This is a genomic window from Streptomyces sp. NPDC002773 (assembly GCF_040295605.1).
Lineage (GTDB): Bacteria > Actinomycetota > Actinomycetes > Streptomycetales > Streptomycetaceae > Streptomyces.
On record NZ_JBEOVO010000013.1, the window covers coordinates 134,368 to 152,252 of the forward strand.

Below are 17,885 nucleotides of genomic sequence, written 5' to 3' on the forward strand. Positions count from 1 at the left end.
CACCCGTCGTACCGCCGCACCGTGCGTGCAGTCGGGAGGAACACATCATGGGTGACAAGGCGAACACCGCCGCCGGGGCCGCCGGCAGGGCTCTGACGGCCGACCGGCCCACGGCCGTGCGGAACGTGGTGCTGGTCGGCCACAGCGGATCCGGCAAGACGACCCTGGTGGAGGCGCTCGCGCAGACCGCCGGGGCGCTCAACCGGGCCGGCCGGGTCGAGGACGGCGCCACCGTCTCCGACTACGACGAGATCGAGCACCGCCAGCACCGCTCCGTACAGCTCTCCCTCGTCCCGATCGGCTGGGACGGGTACAAGATCAACCTCCTCGACACCCCCGGGTACGCCGACTTCGTCGGGGAGCTGAGGGCCGGTCTGCGCGCCGCGGACGCGGCCCTCTTCGTCGTCTCGGCCGCCCAGGAGGCCGACGCCGTCGCCGCCTCCACCCGGATGATCTGGGAGGAGTGCGCCGCCGTCGGCATGCCCCGCGCCATCGTCGTCACCCATCTCGACACCGCCCGCACCGGCTTCGACGAGCTCACCGCCGTCTGCGGCTCCCTCTTCGGCCGGGACGACCCGGACGCCGTCCTCCCCCTCTACCTCCCGGTGCTCGGCGACGAGGGACCCGACGGGCACGCGCCCGCGACCGGCCTGGTCGGTCTGCTCTCGGAGCGGATCCACGACTACTCCACGGGGGTACGGCGGGAGGGCCCGCCCGACGAGAGCAGGCGGGAGGTCATCGCGGAGGCCCGCGCCCGGCTGATCGAGGGGATCATCGCCGAGAGCGAGGACGAGACCCTCATGGACCGCTACCTAGGCGGGGAGCAGATCGACGTGGAGACCCTCGTCGACGACCTGGAGAAGGCCGTCGCCCGGGGCGCCTTCCACCCGGTGCTCGCGGCCGCCCCCGCCGCCGACGGCGGTACGCAGGGCCTGGGCACCCTCGAACTCCTGGAGCTGATCACCGGCGGCTTCCCCTCCCCCCTCGAACACGAGCCGCCCGCCGTCACCACCCCCGACGGCCGCCCCCGGCCCCCGATCGCCTGCGACCCCGAGGGCCCCCTGGTCGCCGAGGTCGTCAAGACCGCCGCCGACCCGTACGTCGGCCGGGTCTCCCTCGTCCGGGTCTTCTCCGGCACCCTGCGCCCCGACGAGACCGTCCACATCTCCGGTCACGGTCTGGCCGACCGGGGCCACGAGGGACGGGAGCCGCACGAGGCGGAGGAGCGGATCGGCGGGCTCACCTCGCCCTTCGGCAAGCAGCAGCGGCCCATGGCGCAGTGCGTCGCCGGGGACCTGGCCTGTGTGGCCCGGCTCGGCCGGGCCGAGACCGGCGACACGATCTCCGCGAAGGGCGATCCGCTCCTGATGGAGCCCTGGAGCATGCCGGAGCCCCTGCTCCCGCTCGCCGTCGAGGCCCACAGCAAGGCCGACGAGGACCGTCTTTCGCAGGGCCTCGCCCGTCTTGTCGCCGAGGACCCGACCCTGCGCCTCGAACAGAACCAGGACACCCGGCAGGTGGTGCTGTGGTGCCTGGGCGAGGCCCACCAGGACGTCGCCCTCGAACGCCTCAGGGGCCGGTTCGGGGTGCGGGTCGACGCCGTGCCGTACAAGGTGGCGCTGCGCGAGACCTTCGGCGGCGCCGCCGCGGGCCGGGGCCGGCACGTCAAGCAGTCCGGCGGCCACGGCCAGTACGCGATCTGCGAGATCGAGGTGGAGCCGCTCCCGCCGGGCAGCGGCATCGAGTTCGTCGACAAGGTGGTCGGCGGGGCGGTGCCGCGCCAGTTCATCCCCTCCGTCGAGAAGGGGGTACGAGCCCAGGCCGCGCGGGGCGTCGCCGCCGGCCATCCGCTCGTCGACATCCGGGTCACCCTGCGGGACGGCAAGGCGCACTCGGTGGACTCCTCCGACGCCGCCTTCCAGACGGCCGGGGCGCTCGCGCTGCGCGAGGCGGCCGCCGAGGTCGCCGTCCAGCTCCTGGAACCGGTCGCCGAGGTCCAGGTCCTCGTGCCGGACGAGTACGTCGGCCCCGTGATGAGCGACCTGTCGGGGCGGCGCGGCCGGGTCGTCGGCACCGACCAGGCGGGGCCCGGGCGGACGGTGGTCCGGGCCGAGGTGCCGGAGATCGAGATCGGGCGGTACGCGATCGACCTGCGGTCCGTGTCGCACGGCACCGGCCGGTTCGACCGTGCGTACGTCCGGCACGAGCCGATGCCGCCGCACCTCGCCGAGAAGGTACGCGAACGGGCCGGGAAGGGCGCCTGACTGACGGTGTGACAGCCGGTGCCGCCCGCGTCTGACCGGTGGAGCGGGCGGCATTCGGCCGAGCCGTCCTACTCCGGTGACGCATCAGGCGGTACCCGGTTACGCTGGGGTGCCCAGCTCAGAAGGTGTGCGGGGCGCGGCAGTTGGGAACAGCCCGCACAGGGACTCGCGCGCGATGGGGGCGGCAGTGGCGATGGACGGTTTCGGACCCGGGGCACAGATCCCCCTCCAGGGCTCCGGCGGCGGTACGGGGGCGACGAACGCCCTGGCGTCCGCCGCGTACCGGGACAGTCCGCTGGACACGATCAAGGAAGCCGACAGCGACCTCTACAAGTCGACGGTCAAGGAAGGGAAGTGGCACAAGCTCTTCCGCCCCGACCTCGGCGAGGCGTTCTCGCGTGCCGTCCAGGTGCGGATGCTCGGCGGTGCCCGCAAGGCCCTCATCCAGTCGTTCGGCGCGGAACCGCAGCCGGTCGTCGAGCACTGCCTCGCCGCCTCACGCCTCCGCAGGCAGCGCGACATCAAGCTGAGTCTGGTCACCCTCGTCTGCGGGGTGCTCTTCCTGCCCGGTCTGCTGCTCTGGCTCGGCGTCATCCAGCTCCGCCGGATGGTTGCGGGTTCGGACAAGAAGGGCACCAGCGCCATCGGCACGGCCTTCCTCGTCGCGGCCGGGTTCCTCGCTCTGCTCGTCCTGCTCAAGCTGCCCTTCGACGGGATCCTGCCGACCTATCTGCGCGCGATGCTGGTGGCTCCGGTCGTGGGCTGGTTCCTCGCCCGCCGGATCTGCGAGAGGACCGCCGTCGATCTGCGCGAGCGCTGGACGGCCCTGCTCAGCGGTGGCGGCATCGGCGCCAAGATCCCCGAGGCGGCTCCCCGCGACCCGGGCGAGAAGGCCGCCGAGGAGCTGCGGCAGAACCTGGAGAAGCTCTCCGCGGAGCAGCAGTCCAACATCGTGTTCTACGCGGGCGCGAAGGGCGTCCTCGGCCTCGGCACGCGCTGGGGCAGCTGGACGCTCGCCGAGGAGCTGGTCCCGCAGCCCGGCCGCGAGATCCACGACTTCCGCGCCTGGGACGTCGTCCGCAAGATCCACGACCAGCTCACGCTGCTGGAGCGCGGCTCCCTCAAGACCGGCTTCCCCAAGCCGACCGTCAAGCACTGGATCGTCTCCCCGGTGGGCGAGGGCGCCGACGAGGTCACCCGCCCCGAGGGCGACAGCATCGTCCACTACCAGGTCAAGCCGCACGAGATACAGCGCGTCTGCAACGACCAGCAGTTCGGCGCCGGCAACCGCCACTACCTCGGCGTGCAGTTCACGCTCTGGGACGGGAACCTGGTGCTCACCATGATGGTCACGGTGACGTCGCTGCTCCACACCCTGCGGATCGAGGTCACCGGGCACGCCCTCGGTCCCGTCCACGGCCTGTTCACCACGAAGCCGAAGGCGAAGACCAAGGAGGTCTCCAAGACCGTCCGCTTCTGGGAGACCAAGGAGATCCAGCAGCCGCTGATGACGACCGACGAGGTCGTCCGGCTCGCGGTCCGCGCCCCGCTCACCTGGTACCCGCCGGTCCTGGACTTCCTCGGCGGCAAGCTCGTGCTACCCGAGCCCTTCGGGCTGCGGCACATCTGGGCCGGGCCGCCCTGGAAGAACCGCTTCATGGCCGACGACGCCATCCGCATGGCGACGCCGGTGCTGCGGGCGGTCCACGCCGCCACCATCAGGATGCTCGACGAACACGGCGTGGACACGGAGCGCTTCACCAACCGCTCGCTCATCCTCGGCGGTGGCGTCCAGGAGCCCGGCCCGAAGAAGGCCGACGTCTACGACGCGTGAGGACCGCCCGTACGGATCGACGCGTAGGGGGGGCCGCCCGTACGGACCGGACGGCGGGCGCCGTACGGATCAGATGGTGGCCGGCCAGGCGTCGGCCAGCATCTTCCGGGTGTCGGCGAGCAGCTGCGGCAGCACCTTGGTGTGACCGACGACCGGCATGAAGTTCGTGTCGCCGCCCCAGCGCGGAACCACGTGCTGGTGCAGATGGGCGGCGATGCCCGCGCCCGCGACGGCGCCCTGGTTCATGCCGATGTTGAAGCCGTGCGCCCCGGACGCCGCCCGCAGCGCGACCATCGCGCGCTTGGTGAGGTCGGCGAGCTCGGCCGTCTCCGCGACGTCCAGATCCGTGTAGTCGGCGACATGGCGGTAGGGGACGACCATGAGGTGCCCGCCGTTGTACGGATACAGGTTGAGGACCGCGTACACGCTCGAGCCGCGCGCGATGACCAGGCCGTCCTCGTCCGACTTCGCCGGGATCGAGCAGAACGGGCAGCCGTCCTCGGCCCCCGGCCCGGTCGGCTTGTTCTCGCCCTGGATGTACGCCATCCGGTGCGGCGTCCACAGGCGCTGGAACGCGTCCCGCGTCCCCACTCCGATCTGCTGTTCCGGCTCAGTCGTCATGCTGTGCAGCATATTGCGTCGCCCGTTCGGAACGTGTCGCCGGGGCGGAGGATCCGTGGGGCGGCCATGCTGTTCCGATGAGCGACAGGCCCCCGAAACCGCCACGCCAGGAACGCTGGGACCGCCGCATGGAGATCCCGCTCGCCGTGGCCTCCCTCGCCTTCCTGACCGGCTACGCGGTCCGTGTCCTCGCCCGCCACCGCCTCCCCCAGGCCTGGCTCGACGCCTGCCTCGCCGTCACGGTCGCCGCCTGGGCCGTCTTCCTCGTGGACTACGTGGTACGGCTCCGCCTCAGCGGCACGGGGCCGCTCCGCTTCGTCCGCGCCCATATGCTCGACACGGTGGTCCTGCTGCTGCCGCTGCTGCGGCCGGTGCGCTTGGTGAGCTTCTACGACCGGGTCCGGCGGCGCCACGGCACTCCGCGGCTCGGCCTCTACGCGCGCGTGATGGCCTACGCCGGTCTGAGCGCGGCCCTGCTCGGCTTCGCGGGCGCGCTCACGGTCTACCACCACGAGGTGGACGCGCCCGGCGCCACGATCCGTACCTTCGGCGACGCGGTGTGGTGGACCTGCGCCACGCTCGCGACCGTCGGGTACGGGGACGTGGCGCCGGTGACACCGGTCGGCAGGGTGACGGCGGTGGGCGTGATGGCCTGCGGTCTGGCGCTCCTGGGCGCGGTGACGGGTTCGTTCTCCTCCTGGCTGGTCCAGGCGTTCACCCAGGAGGACGAGAAGAGGCCCCCGGGGGATTCCCCGGGGGCCTCCTGAACCGCTCAGGTCATCACACCTGGACGCGGTCCTCGACGACCTTGGCGAGCTTGGCGATGGCCTCGTCGACGGGGATGCCGTTCTCCTGCGAACCGTCGCGGTAGCGGAAGGAGACGGCACCGGCGGCCATGTCCTCGTCACCCGCGATGACCATGAACGGGACCTTCTGCTTCTGCGCGTTCCGGATCTTCTTCTGCATCCGGTCCGACGAGGAGTCGACCTCCACCCGCAGCCCCTGCTTCTTCGCCTTGGCGGCGAACTCGTGCAGGTAGTCGACGTGCGCGTCACCGATCGGGATGCCGGTCGCCTGGACGGGCGCCAGCCACGGCGGCATCGCGCCCGCGTAGTGCTCGAGGAGCACCGCGAAGAAGCGCTCGATGGAGCCGAACAGCGCGCGGTGGATCATGACCGGGCGCTGCTTGGTGCCGTCCGGGGAGGTGTACTCCAGGTCGAAGCGCTCCGGCAGGTTGAAGTCGAGCTGCACGGTCGACATCTGCCAGGTGCGGCCGATGGCGTCGCGCGCCTGCACGGAGATCTTCGGGCCGTAGAACGCGGCGCCGCCCGGGTCGGGGGTCAGCGGGAGGCCCTGCTTCTCGGCGACCTGCTGGAGGACCGCGGTGGCCTCCTCCCACACCTCGTCGGAGCCGACGAACTTCTCCGGGTCCTTGGTGGACAGCTCCAGGTAGAAGTCGGTCAGACCGTAGTCGCGGAGCAGGTTGAGGACGAAGGTGAGGGTCTTGTCGAGCTCCTCCGCCATCTGCTCCTTGGTGCAGTAGATGTGCGCGTCGTCCTGGGTGAAGCCGCGGGCCCGGGTCAGACCGTGCACGACGCCGGACTTCTCGTACCGGTACACGGTGCCGAACTCGAAGAGGCGCAGCGGCAGTTCACGGTACGAGCGGCCGCGCGCGTCGAAGATCAGGTTGTGCATCGGGCAGTTCATGGGCTTGAGGTAGTAGTCCACGCCCTCGTCGAGCTGCATGGGGGGGTACATGCCCTCGGCGTACCAGTCGAGGTGGCCCGACTTCTCGAACAGCTTGCCCTTGGTGGCGTGCGGCGAGTAGACGAACTCGTAGCCCTCCTCCTCGTGCCGCTTGCGCGAGTAGTCCTCCATGACCCGGCGGATGATGCCGCCCTTGGGGTGGAAGACGGCGAGGCCGGAACCGATCTCGTCGGGGACGGAGAAGAGGTCGAGCTCGTTGCCCAGCTTGCGGTGGTCGCGCTTCTCGGCCTCGGCGAGGAAGTCGAGGTGGGCCTTCAGCTCCTCCTTCGACGGCCAGGCGGTGCCGTAGATGCGCTGGAGCATCGGGTTCTTCTCGCTGCCGCGCCAGTAGGCGGCGGCGTTGCGCATCAGCTTGAACGCGGGGATGTTCCGGGTGGTCGGCAGGTGCGGACCGCGGCAGAGGTCCTTCCAGCACAGGTCGCCGGTCTTGGCGTCGAGGTTGTCGTAGATGGTCAGCTCGCCGCCGCCCACCTCGACGTTCGCCCCGTCGTCGGTCGAAGCGGAACCCTTGATGCCGATGAGCTCCAGCTTGTACGGCTCGTCCGCCAGCTCGGCGCGGGCGTCCTCGTCGGTCACCACGCGGCGGGCGAAGCGCTGGCCGCGCTTCTGGATCTCCTGCATCTTCTTCTCGATGACCTTGAGGTCCTCGGGGGTGAAGGGCTTCTCGACGTCGAAGTCGTAGTAGAAGCCGTCCCGGACCGGCGGGCCGATGCCCAGCTTGGCCTCGGGGAAGAGCTCCTGCACGGCCTGCGCCATGACGTGCGCGGTCGAGTGGCGCAGGATGTCGAGACCGTCGGGGGAGGAGATCTCGACGCCCTCGACGACATCGCCGTCGGAGAGCTCGTACGACAGGTCCTTCAGCTCACCGCCGACGCGGGCGGCGATGATGGTGCGGTCGTCGGCGAACAGGGCGCCGGCGGTGGTGCCCGCGCTCACCGCCCTCTCCTCTGCTTCCGAGGCGGACTGGACGGTCACACGGACATCAGACACGGGTGCTCCATACATAGGGGCGCGGGCAGACACGAGGTGCCGGCGCCGTCGGTACGCGACAGGTACGAGGTGCCGCGCCGCCACCGATCCTACCGAGGCGGCCCCCACCACCGCGAAACGGATTCCCCCGTCGCCGCCCCGCCCCCGTCCCGCCCCTCACCCCTCGTCCGGGCCGCACGCCTCCTCGAAGAAGTCGAGGTTCTCCTGGAGGGCCTTCATCAGCCGGTCCCGTTCCGTCTCGTCCACCTGCACGGGGACCACCCCGGACGCGTCGGTGAGGCGGCGGAAGCCGCCCCGGCTCTCCAGGCGGCCCACCACCCGGATCGGTAGCCCGACGAGATGCGCGTGGCCGGCCGTGCGGTACGCCTCCTCGTCGAGGGTGACGCGGACGTGCGGGACCTCCGCCCCGGCGAGCACCCGGAGGCGTACGGTGCCGTCGCCGCGCGGCCCTGAGCGGCGCATGCGGACGACGGCGCCGGTGAGCCGGACCGGCACGGACGGCTCGTCGGTGAGGTAGCGGGCGCTCGCTTCGCGCAGGGCGGGCAGGTCGCCCGGGGAGAACTCGACCGGTTCGGGCCGGGGGGCGCAGCCCTCGGGCGCCCCGGCGGACGGGGCCCACTCCAGGGCGATGCGGGCTCCTTCGGTGCCGCGGACGAGGGCGACGAGGGCCTCGGTGAGTTCGCGGCTGACGCCCGCGCCGACGGCGGCGTCGAAGGCTTCCATGCCGCCGGTGGCCCGCTGGTAGTCGGTGGCCTCGCGGGCCGCGTGGAGCGCGTGGTAGAGCCGGACGGCGACGGGGCGGCCCGGTTCCACCGGCAGGAAGGCGGTGAGGCCGCGTCCGCCGGGCGCCGCGCCGACGACGACGGTCTCCAGGGAGGCCTGGGCCTGGCGCCGGTGCCGGGCCCCGTAGTAGCCGGCCCGGCCGCGCACGGCGAGGGCGCCGGCGAGGAGCATCTGGCGGGCGGCGGACCTGAGCTGCTCCTGCACGGTCCAGGGGACGGCGCCGCCAGGGCCGGGGGGCACGTCGCGCCACCAGCGGAGCTCGTCGCTGGGCACGGCGAGGCCGGTGAGGACCTCGCGGGCGGAGGGCGTGGCGCTGCGGGCGAGGGCGGTGAGCGCCTCGCCGAGCAGGTCCTCGCTGTCCGGGAAGGCCCGGCTCTCGGGGACGAGGAGGCTGGTGCCGGTGCCGGCGCCCGGCGGGGTCCAGCGGCTGTAGCGGCCGGGCGCGCCGCCGCGGCGCCGCCAGCCGTGGCGGGCGAGGAGGGCGCCGAGGACGCGCGGGTCGACCCTGCCGGGGTCGGGTGCGCCGTGGGCTTCGGCCCAGGGTCCGGTGGGCGGGGCCGGGACGCCGGTCCACGGGCCGGGGGTGTCGCCGGGCGCCGGGTGGGGCCGGTAGGGCGGGGGAAGGGAGACGGGGCCGCCTCCGGCCCCGTCTCCGCTCCCGGCCCGTCCGTCCCCGGCCCCTTCGTCCCCGAACCTCGGTTCGTCGATCGGTCGGTGCATCAAGGTCTCCCTCCCACGCCGACCCGGGTCATGATCTCGCAGAGCGCCCGGTCGTCGAAGATCCGCGCCGTCGGTATGCGCACGGTGGTCCTGCGCCGTCCCGTGACCGGGTGTCCGGCCAGGTTGATCCAGTAGCAGCAGTGCCGCAGGTCGAGCCGGTCGTGGCTCGCTCTCAGCCAGTCCTCCTGTGACCTCGGGACGAGCATCACGACGAGGATCTTGTGCACGGACACCGGGGTCCTGGCGAGCTTCACCAGGTGGTCGTTGTCGAGGGTGAACGAGAACGCCGCGGACGTGTCCCCGGGCGTTCGCGGCGGTAGCTGGTAGGTGCACTTGAGCTGCACCTTGATGGTCACCTCGTCGTCGACGGTGTGGCCCGGCGAGCCGTGGCTCACGTGCCAGTCGATGCCGTTGTCCGGAAAGGGCTGGGACAGCGAGCAGCCGGCCGCGGCGGCGACGGCGTGCAGGTATCCCACCTGAAGGGTCTCCATGCAGGCGGTGGTGGCGAGTGAGCCGCGCGTCGGTGCCAGCCGCTGGGGCGGCAGCCCTCCCGACTCGGGCTTGGCGAGCGCCATGTCGATTTCCTTCCCCGTCCCTTGTGTTGTGACCGGTCCGCGTACGGCGCAAACAGTCCGGGTATCACCGTTTCGGGGCAGGGGGTTGGCCATCTGCCGCACGTGTGCAGGGAGTTCAGGGATGACGATGCACTGGTACGAAGGGCCCCTGGCCGCTTTCGACACGGAGACCACGGGAGTCGACGTCGAGGGCGACCGGATCGTGTCGGCGGCTCTGGTCGTGCAGGACACCGCGGGGGCACGTCCGCGGGTGACGCGCTGGCTGGTCAATCCGGGCATACCGGTCCCCGAAGGGGCGACCGCCGTGCACGGACTGACGGACGATCACCTCCAGCGGTACGGCCGCTGGCCGGCCCCGGTGATGGAGGAGCTGGGGCGGGCGCTGGCCGAGCAGGTCGCGGCGGGGCGTCCGCTGGTGGTGATGAACGCGCCGTTCGATCTGACGATCCTCGACCGCGAGCTGCGCAGGCACCGGGCGTCCACGCTCGGCGACTACCTGCCGGGCACCCCGTTGTGCGTGCTCGACCCGCGGGTCCTCGACAAGCACCTGGACCGCTACCGCAAGGGCCGCCGGACGCTCACGGACCTCTGCGCGCACTACGAGGTGGAGCTGACGGGCGCGCACGACGCGGCGGCGGACGCGACGGCGGCGCTCGATGTCGTACGGGCGGTGGCGCGGCGCTTCTCGTCCCGGCTGGAACGGCTGACGCCGGCGGAGCTGCACACGCTGCAGTCCGTGTGGCACGCGGCGCAGGCCCGGGGCCTCCAGGCGTGGTTCACCCGGCAGGGCACGCCGGAGACCGTGGACCCGGCGTGGCCGCTGCGGCCGGAACTGCGCACGGCGGCGTGACACATGACAGAGGCCGGTCCGTCTTTCGACGGACCGGCCTCTACCCGGTGGGCGATACTGGGATCGAACCAGTGACCCCTTCGGTGTGAACGAAGTGCTCTCCCGCTGAGCTAATCGCCCGGGAACGGGTTGAACCATACAGGCCTCCGGGCCGTCGGTTCAAACCGATAGGAGATGAGCGGCGAGCCCCCGCTGACCCCCGCGCATCATCAGGGCGTGGTTGACGCGGAAGACGGGCCGCCCGGGGACGGCGAGGGCCCGCAGGAGGCGGGCGCGGACCTCGACCTCCTGCTCGTACACGGCGCGCGTGCCGGACCCTTCGGGGGTGACGGTCCAGCGGACCCAGCCCTCCAGGTCGCCGCTCAGGTCCGCCTCCAGAACCCGGGCGGCCGGGTCCTGGCGCTGGGCGCGGACGGTGACGACGAGGTCGTACGGGAGGAGGGACCGGAAGCGGGCGGTGCCGGTGGTGTCGTCGACGGAGGCGACCTCGCGGACCTGGGGCCACCAGCGGGGGTACTCCTCGGCGCGTTCGAGGACGGCGTAGACGGCGTCGGGCGGGGCGGCGAGCCGCCAGACGCTGCGGAATCGGTACCGGCACCAGTCCATGCCCCCAGTGTGCGGGTACTCAGACGGCGGGCGCCGGAAGATGAGTACGGGGACGCATTCCCGCCAGGTGTGGCCGGGGCCACACTCCGGACATGGACAACTCACTGCCGCCCGCCGACGAGCTGGTGCTCGTCGACCGCGAGCTGGCGCAACTCGACGCACGCCGGTCCCAGTTGCTGGCCCGGCGGGCCTGGCTGCTCCAGGTGCTGTACGCACCGGTGGCGTCGGCGGCGCCGCGGCCCCGGCCGCCGGTGGCGGACGCGACCCCGCGCAGCGCGCAGAACGTGCTGCTGACGCTCGGCGGCACCCTGCTGACGGTCGCCGCGGTCGCCTTCACGCTGGTGAGCTGGGGCTCGATGGGCATCGGCGGTCGCGCCGCGGTCCTTTCCGTGGTGACCTCCGCGGCTCTGGTGGTGCCGGTGGCGCTGCTCCGCAGGGGCCTGGTGTCGACGGCCGAGTCGGTGGCGGCGCTCGGCCTGGTCCTAATGGTGCTCGACGCGTACGCGCTGCACCGGGTGGCGCTGCCGGAGACGGACGGCCTCGGGTACACGGCGGTGGCGGCCGCGGTCCTCGCGGGCGCGTGGACCGCGTACGGATCGGCGCTGTCCCGGCTGCGGATCCCGCTTCCGGTGGCCGTGGTCGCGGCCCAGCTGCCGCTGCCTCTGGGCGCGCTCGCGGCCGGCGGCGGGCCGACGGCCTTCGCGTGGGCGGCCCTGGTGACGGCGGCGGCGGACGGAGCGGTGGCGCTGTGGGCGCGGCCGGCGCCGGTCCGGATCACGGCGGTCACCGGTGCGGTGCTGCTCGGCGGCTGGGCGCTCCTGACGGGCGGCTGGCTGTCGCTCACCGCGCCGTGGAGCGGCGCGGCCCTGCTCCTGGCGGGCGCCGCGGTGACCCTGTACGTGTCCTGGCGCACGCCCGCCCTCGCGGTGGCGGCCTCGACGGTGGCGGGCCTGGCGACGGTGGCGGCCCTGGGCGGCCTGCTGCGCACCGCGGTCCCGGCGGAGTGGGCGGTGCCGGGGTACGTGCTGTGCGGGCTCGCCCTGGCCTCGGTGTGGCGGCTGGGCGACACGAAGGCCACGGTCGGCGGCATGACGCCGGGCACGGACACCGCAGGTGCGGGGGCGCCCGACGGCGGACGGCTCGGCGCCGCCCCCGAGAAGGCGGCCGGTGGGTTCCGGCTGCCGCGTGGCGTCCGGCTCGGGCTGGCCGGGGCCGGGGCCGGTGTGGCGGGGCTCGGGGTCGTGTGGGCGCTGCCGCCGGTGGCGGCCGGGCTCCTCGGGCCGGTGGCCCGGACGACGGCCGTGTGGTCGGGCGAGCACGCCGAGCGCGCCCTGACGTCGTACCCGGCGACGGCGGCCCTGGTCCTGGCGGTGGCCGTCGCCGCTCTCGCGGCGGTCCCCCGGCTGTGGGCCCGGTGCGGGGCCCTCGCCCTGGCCTGGGCGCTGCTCACCGCCCTGCCGGTCTCCCTCGACCTGCCGTACGCGGCGACGCTCACCCTCCAGCTCCTGACGGCCGCGGCGGCCCTGTGGATCGCCGTCCGCCCGGACCCACTGGCCCGCGGTCTGCGCGCGGCCGGGGACACCACTCACGGCCCGCGCGTGGCAGGCGGCCCCTCGACAGGGGCGGCGGCCGGGACGGCGGCCCCCTGGGCCTCCTGGGCGCCCCGGCGGCCCGAGGCCCGGACGCCCCTCCTGGAGGCCGGGGCCGTCCTCGGCTGGTGCGCCTACGTCGCCGGGCTCGGGTCCGCCGTGAGTGCCCTGGCCCTGGCTCTGGACGTACGGGGAGCGACGTTCGCCGTGCTCGGGGTGGTGCTGGGTCTCCTCACGGGTGTCGCGGTGCTCGGTACGGACGCGCGCCGTGTGGTCGCGGCCATCGGCGCGGTCCTCACCGCGACCGGCCTGGTGTGCGCGGTGGCGGCCGCCGGCGGGTTCGAGGAGCACTGGACGGCCCTCGCCCTGCTCCTGGTCCCGGCGGGCACCGCCGCCGTGGGAGCCGCCACGCGCCCCCGTGCGGTGGCCCTGGCGGTGGAGATCACCGGCGCGGCCGTGGCGCTGCCCGCGTTCGGCCTCGCCGTGTCCCGGCCGGCGTTCCTGGCGCTGGCCCTGGCCCTCGCCGGGGCGATCGCGGCGGCGACGGCGGTACGGCCGGAGCGGCGGCGGTTCGCCTCGTGGACGGCGGCGGTGCTGTTCCTGCTGGCCACCTGGGTGCGGCTCGCGGACTGGGAGGTGACGACCCCGGAGGCGTACACGCTCCCGGTGACGGTGCCCGCGCTCGTCTTCGGGTTCCTGCGGCGGCGCCGGGACCCCGAGGCCTCGTCCTGGACGGCGTACGGCCCCGGTCTCGCGGCGACCCTGCTGCCGAGCCTCCTCGCGGCCTGGACGGACCCGGAGTGGGTCCGCCCGCTGGCCCTGGGGGTCGCGGCCCTGGCGGTGACGCTGATCGGCGCGCGGTTCCGGCTCCAGGCCCTGCTGGTCCTCGGCGGTGCGGTGCTCGCCCTGGACGGGCTCCACGAGCTGGCGCCGTACGTGGTGCAGGTGGTGGGCGCGCTGCCGCGCTGGCTGCCGCCGGCCCTCGCCGGGCTGCTGCTGCTCGCGGTGGGCGCCACGTACGAGCAGCGGCTGCGGGACGCCAGGCGGCTCCGGGACCGGGTCGCGCGGATGCGGTGAACGCCGAAGGCCCGGAGACGGTGTTCCGTCTCCGGGCCTTCGGACCGGGTGGTGGGCGATACTGGGTTCGAACCAGTGACCCCTTCGGTGTGAACGAAGTGCTCTCCCACTGAGCTAATCGCCCCGGTGCACCGCAAACATTACCGCATGTCAGCGGGGCTCCCGAACCATCCGACGGTCACTGTTCGATCTTCCACGGCATGACGAAGCCGAACTTCCACAGGTAGATGCCGAGCAGGACGGCGATGATCACCAGGCCGACGGTGGTGAGGATGATGTTCCGGCGGCGGACCTTGGGGTCGAGCGCCCGCTGGGCGGCCTCGGTGACCTTGCGCTTGGTCCAGCGGAGCACGAGCTGCGCCCAGACGAACTCGGTCGCCCAGATCGCCATGCCGCCGAAGATGACCAGCCAGCCGGGTCCGGGCAGCGGCAGCATCACCACTCCGGCGCCGACCACGGCGAGTCCCACGATGAAGACGCCGACCTGCCAGCTCAGATGCAGGCCTCGGCGGGACTTGATGAACTCCGGCGCGCGGGATCCCAGTTCGGCTTCCTGGCCGTCTGCGGACTCCCCGGCGCGCTCGTCACTCTCCGCATTCATGGTCCCCAACTTACCGGACGGGGAGCCGTCGCCGGAATGGCGGTATTACCGCAGGTCACAGGCGCCCATACGAGCTACCTGAACACTCACAAAACCGACAGAGGGGTTTACAACGGCACCGGAGGTGGCATGTCGATTTCGCCGACGTGCGAATCCCCGAGCGCACACTGAGCGAAAGGCCCTGGCGCTTATGAACACCACGGTCAGCTGCGAGCTGCACCTGCGCCTCGTTGTGTCGAGCGAGTCCTCACTGCCTGTACCCGCGGGCCTGCGGTATGACACGGCCGATCCCTATGCCGTGCACGCCACCTTCCACACCGGAGCCGAGGAGACGGTCGAGTGGGTCTTCGCCCGCGACCTTCTCGCCGAGGGGCTGCACCGGCCCACCGGCACGGGCGACGTCCGCGTCTGGCCGTCGCGTAGCCACGGTCAGGGAGTCGTCTGCATCGCGTTGAGCTCCCCCGAGGGAGAAGCCCTGCTCGAGGCCCCGGCGAGGGCCCTGGAGTCGTTCCTGAAGAGGACCGACGCCGCCGTGCCACCTGGCACCGAGCACCGGCACTTCGACCTCGATACGGAGCTCTCCCACATCCTGGCCGACAGCTGAGCCAGGCCGAGAGCCGCACGGCGCCGTCCGACTCGGGGCGACGGCGCCGCGCGGGCAGCCACATAGGCACGACATCCGGCGCTCCCACCGCGCAGCCGGCGCGGTGGTGGGCGCCGGTGGCCTTTTCCCTGTCGCGCTAAAGTCAGCGCCATTCCGCGGGCGCCCGCCCGCGGCCGGCCAGGGAGCGAATCGTGCTGATTCCCCACGACACCCGGATCGCCCTCGACACCGTCGTCGATCTGATGAACACCGCGCCCCAGGGCGAGCGGGCCGACGAGCTCGCGGACATCCCCGGGCTGCGGGCCTTCGTACGCGCGCACAAGATCAGCGGCGTGGGTGAGCTCGGCGCCGACGACCTGCGGGCCGTCCGCGAGGTCCGCGAGAAGTTCGCCGCCGTCTTCTCCGCGCCAGAGGCGCGGATCGCGGCTCCCCTGATCAACCAGCTGGTGGCGGGTGCGGGCACCACGCCCCAGCTCACCGACCACGACGGCTACGACTGGCACGTGCACTACTTCGCGCCGGGCGCGTCGGTGGCGGACCACCTCGCGGCCGACTGCGGCATGGCGCTCGCGTTCATCGTGGTGGCGGGCGAGCAGGAACGGCTGCGGCGCTGCGAGGCGCCGGACTGCGGCCGGGCCTTCGTCGACCTCTCCCGCAACCGCTCGCGCCGTTACTGCGACAGCCGCACCTGCGGCAACCGTCTGCACGTGGCCGCGTACCGGGCGCGCCGCAAGGAAGCGGCGGGCTGAGCCCCGGAGCCCTCACAGCACGAAGAGGTCGTGCACGGCGGCCATCAGCAGCAGACAGCCGATCACCGCGAGGAAGATCATCAGTGGGGGCTGGGAGAGCGCGAACAGGCAGCCGCGCGGCTCTTCGGCAGGGGCGTCGGGGGCGGCGGGGAGGGTCTCCCGCGAGGTATCCAGCATCTCCGACGGATGATGGCGCACCCGGGGCCCGGGAAATCCCGCAACACGCCCCACGGCAGGGGCCGTTCACTCCTTCCCGTGGATCATGGGAACGGGAATCGTCAGAAGCGATCAGATTCCGTGCTTCTTCAGAATCGCCTCGATGTCGCTGAAGTCGTCCCCGGCAGCCTGGCTCCCCTGGCCTGCCTGGCTTCCTCGGCCCGCCTGGGCTGCCCGCGGCTTCGCCGTCACGGCGCGCGAGGGCGCGGACGCACCCGGGGCCACCGCTCTCGTCCCGGCGTCGCCGGTGGTCTCCTTGCGGCCGCCCCGGCGCCGCTCGACGGCCCGGGTGGACAGGAAGAGCAGCCAGGCGACGCCGAGCACGCCGAAACCGGCCCAGGCGACGGGGCTGAACGCCGTGCCCGCGATCCACTCGACGGCGCCCGTCATCACCAGACCCAGCGGCACCAGGGCGTAGGCCGCCATCCTGGCAGCGGTCAGGAAGCGCTTCCGGTACGCCGTGATCGCGGCGATGCCCAGGCCCGCCGCGGACACCGCGGAGCAGATGGTCTCGGCCAGCATGCGGTCCTCCAGGTCCCGGGTGATACGTCCCTTCCATCCTGCACCGGGCCGACCGTCCGGGGCCATGCCCGACGGCCGGTCTCAGGGAGATCTCCGGGTCGACCCCGCCGGATCTCCTCCCCAGGTCCCGGTGAGGGAGACTGCTGCCATGAGTGACTCCACCACCGCGCCCCTCTCCCCCGTCGTCCTTGAGGCGTGGTTCGACCTCCAGTGCCCCGACTGCCTCCAGGCGCTCGACGACGTCCGCGCGCTCCGCGAGAAGTACGGCGACCGGCTCGACGTACAGCTGCGCCACTTCCCCCTGGCGAAGCACAAGCACGCGTACGCCGCCGCGCAGGCCGCCGAGGAGGCCGTCGAGCAGGGCAAGGGCTGGCCGTACGCGGAGGCGCTGCTCGCCAGGACCGCCGAGCTCGGCGAGCGGGGCGAGCCGGTGCTCATGGAGGTCGCCACCGAACTCGGCCTGGACGCCGAGGAGTTCGACACCGCCCTGATCGACGGCCGGCATCTGCTGACCGTCGACGCGGACGAGGCCGAGGGCAAGGCCATCAAGGTCACCGGCACCCCGACCTATGTGATCGGCGGCGAGCGCCTCGACGGCGGCCAGAGCCAGGACGGCCTGCGCGAGCGCATCGAGGAGATCGCCGACCGCCTCCTCGAGGGCTGAGAAGCCCCTCCCCTACCGCAGGTCCTTGGCGCTGTTGACGTACGTCGTGCGGAAGCCCAGCGACTCGTAGAGCCCGATCGCCGGGGTGTTGCCCGCGAAGACGTGCAGTCCGAGCAGGGTCTCCCCGGCCTCCCGGGCGACCCGCTCGGCGAGCAGCATGAGCGCCCGCCCGTAGCCGTGGCCGCGCTGCTCCTCGTCCACCTCGATGTCGTAGACGAAGGCCGCCCACCGGCCCGGTTCCAGCTCGATCCGGCCGGTCCACAGATGACCGGCGGGCCGGCCGTCCCGTACGACCACGTGGATCGCGGTGCCCGGCGTGGCAAGGCCGTCCGGGAGCAGGGTCCGGTGGCTGGTCTCGGCCTTGGCGCGGGCCTGCTCCTCGGGGACGCCCCGGTCGATCCAGCTCTGCGCGAAGCCCTCCTTGGCGCGCGTCTGCCACCCGGCGTACTCGGCCTCGGTCATCGGCCGGATCTCGACGCCCTCCGGCAGCGCCGGAGGCTCGGCGGGCAGCTCCTTGAGCATGTTCCGGCTGCGCTCGGTGTAGCCGAGGGAGCGGGCCATCCGCTGCGCGGCCACGGCCTCGGCGGGCACCGATATCTGCACCTGGACACAGCCCCAGCCCCGCAGCACCTCCTCGGAGGCGAGGGCGGCGACCGTGCCCCTGCCCCGGCCGCGGTCGGGTTCGTCGACCGCGAGGCGGCTGATCACGCCTGCCCCGGCTCCGAAGCCGGGGGCGGTGGAGAGGTGCACGGAGCCGACGCGGCGGCTGTTCACACAGATGTCGTAGGTACGCGAACGGCCGCCGTCGGGCGTCTGCTGAAGCGGCTCGGCCGGCCGCAGGGTGGTGGTCATC

Annotated in this window: 17 protein-coding genes and 2 tRNA genes; 8 read left to right on the forward strand and 11 right to left on the reverse strand. The window is 72.9% G+C overall.

Annotation, left to right across the window (positions count from 1 at the left end):
- Positions 1-47: 47 nt before the first annotated feature.
- Together ABT034_RS18145 and ABT034_RS18150 are read left to right on the forward strand one after the other, a co-directional pair.
- Entirely contained in the window at positions 48-2,264 is a 2,217-nt protein-coding gene (locus ABT034_RS18145; protein WP_351216248.1) for an elongation factor G-like protein EF-G2, read from the forward strand.
- 175 nt (positions 2,265-2,439) lie between these two features.
- Positions 2,440-4,098, forward strand: coding sequence for an AbeC-like domain-containing protein (locus ABT034_RS18150; protein WP_351216250.1), 1,659 nt, complete (start codon positions 2,440-2,442; stop codon positions 4,096-4,098).
- A gap of 69 nt (positions 4,099-4,167) precedes the next feature.
- Here ABT034_RS18150 and ABT034_RS18155 read toward each other — a convergent pair whose 3' ends face one another.
- On the reverse strand, positions 4,168-4,731 hold the full coding sequence (locus tag ABT034_RS18155) for an HIT family protein (protein WP_351216252.1): 564 nt from the start codon (positions 4,729-4,731) through the stop codon (positions 4,168-4,170).
- A gap of 65 nt (positions 4,732-4,796) precedes the next feature.
- Here ABT034_RS18155 and ABT034_RS18160 point away from each other — a divergent pair, with 65 nt between their 5' ends.
- Positions 4,797-5,486 carry a potassium channel family protein gene (locus ABT034_RS18160; RefSeq protein ID WP_351216254.1) on the forward strand — a complete coding sequence of 230 codons (690 nt, stop codon included), beginning with the start codon at positions 4,797-4,799 and terminating at the stop codon, positions 5,484-5,486.
- A 13-nt stretch (positions 5,487-5,499) separates the two neighbouring features.
- Here the strand turns inward: ABT034_RS18160 and thrS are convergent, their stop codons facing one another.
- From thrS to ABT034_RS18175, 3 genes are all read right to left on the reverse strand, one after another.
- A complete protein-coding gene (gene thrS / locus ABT034_RS18165; protein WP_351216256.1) occupies positions 5,500-7,476 on the reverse strand; it encodes a threonine--tRNA ligase in 1,977 nt (658 codons plus the stop codon).
- Positions 7,477-7,632: 156 nt separating this feature from the next.
- On the reverse strand, positions 7,633-8,979 hold the full coding sequence (locus tag ABT034_RS18170) for a hypothetical protein (protein ID WP_351216257.1): 1,347 nt from the start codon (positions 8,977-8,979) through the stop codon (positions 7,633-7,635).
- Positions 8,979-9,554 (reverse strand): DUF4365 domain-containing protein, encoded by a 576-nt coding sequence (locus ABT034_RS18175; protein ID WP_351216259.1) that lies wholly within the window; start codon positions 9,552-9,554, stop codon positions 8,979-8,981. The genes ABT034_RS18170 and ABT034_RS18175 overlap by 1 nt, the downstream gene beginning before the upstream one ends.
- A gap of 121 nt (positions 9,555-9,675) precedes the next feature.
- On the opposite strand from ABT034_RS18175, the gene ABT034_RS18180 reads away from it, so the two are divergent.
- Positions 9,676-10,404: a 3'-5' exonuclease gene (locus ABT034_RS18180; RefSeq protein ID WP_351216261.1), complete on the forward strand. Its 729-nt coding sequence runs from the start codon at positions 9,676-9,678 to the stop codon at positions 10,402-10,404.
- A 48-nt stretch (positions 10,405-10,452) separates the two neighbouring features.
- On the opposite strand, the gene ABT034_RS18185 is transcribed toward ABT034_RS18180, so the two are convergent.
- A tRNA-Val gene (locus ABT034_RS18185) sits at positions 10,453-10,524 on the reverse strand.
- Positions 10,525-10,563: 39 nt separating this feature from the next.
- Positions 10,564-11,010, reverse strand: coding sequence for an SRPBCC family protein (locus tag ABT034_RS18190; protein WP_351216263.1), 447 nt, complete (start codon positions 11,008-11,010; stop codon positions 10,564-10,566).
- 92 nt (positions 11,011-11,102) lie between these two features.
- Between ABT034_RS18190 and ABT034_RS18195 the strand changes: the two genes are divergently transcribed.
- Complete coding sequence (locus ABT034_RS18195) at positions 11,103-13,676, forward strand: SCO7613 C-terminal domain-containing membrane protein (RefSeq protein ID WP_351216265.1); 2,574 nt, start codon at positions 11,103-11,105, stop codon at positions 13,674-13,676.
- Positions 13,677-13,725: 49 nt separating this feature from the next.
- Here the strand turns inward: ABT034_RS18195 and ABT034_RS18200 are convergent.
- Positions 13,726-13,800 (reverse strand) — tRNA-Val (locus ABT034_RS18200).
- Between the two features lie 54 nt (positions 13,801-13,854).
- Entirely contained in the window at positions 13,855-14,277 is a 423-nt protein-coding gene (locus ABT034_RS18205) for a TIGR02611 family protein (RefSeq protein ID WP_351216267.1), read from the reverse strand.
- 190 nt (positions 14,278-14,467) lie between these two features.
- Here ABT034_RS18205 and ABT034_RS18210 point away from each other — a divergent pair, with 190 nt between their 5' ends.
- Both ABT034_RS18210 and ABT034_RS18215 read left to right on the forward strand, forming a co-directional pair.
- A complete protein-coding gene (locus ABT034_RS18210; protein WP_015032345.1) occupies positions 14,468-14,881 on the forward strand; it encodes an SsgA family sporulation/cell division regulator in 414 nt (137 codons plus the stop codon).
- A gap of 191 nt (positions 14,882-15,072) precedes the next feature.
- Positions 15,073-15,630, forward strand: a complete 558-nt coding sequence (locus ABT034_RS18215; RefSeq protein WP_351216269.1) for a CGNR zinc finger domain-containing protein — start codon at positions 15,073-15,075, stop codon at positions 15,628-15,630.
- 12 nt (positions 15,631-15,642) lie between these two features.
- Here the strand turns inward: ABT034_RS18215 and ABT034_RS18220 are convergent, their stop codons facing one another.
- Together ABT034_RS18220 and ABT034_RS18225 are read right to left on the reverse strand one after the other, a co-directional pair.
- Complete coding sequence (locus ABT034_RS18220) at positions 15,643-15,807, reverse strand: hypothetical protein (protein WP_351216271.1); 165 nt, start codon at positions 15,805-15,807, stop codon at positions 15,643-15,645.
- Positions 15,808-15,918: 111 nt separating this feature from the next.
- Positions 15,919-16,368, reverse strand: a complete 450-nt coding sequence (locus ABT034_RS18225) for a hypothetical protein (protein WP_351216273.1) — start codon at positions 16,366-16,368, stop codon at positions 15,919-15,921.
- Between the two features lie 148 nt (positions 16,369-16,516).
- On the opposite strand from ABT034_RS18225, the gene ABT034_RS18230 reads away from it, so the two are divergent.
- Positions 16,517-17,032: a DsbA family protein gene (locus ABT034_RS18230; protein ID WP_351216275.1), complete on the forward strand. Its 516-nt coding sequence runs from the start codon at positions 16,517-16,519 to the stop codon at positions 17,030-17,032.
- Positions 17,033-17,044: 12 nt separating this feature from the next.
- Here ABT034_RS18230 and ABT034_RS18235 read toward each other — a convergent pair whose 3' ends face one another.
- Positions 17,045-17,884: a GNAT family N-acetyltransferase gene (locus ABT034_RS18235; RefSeq protein ID WP_351216277.1), complete on the reverse strand. Its 840-nt coding sequence runs from the start codon at positions 17,882-17,884 to the stop codon at positions 17,045-17,047.
- Position 17,885: the final 1 nt, after the last annotated feature.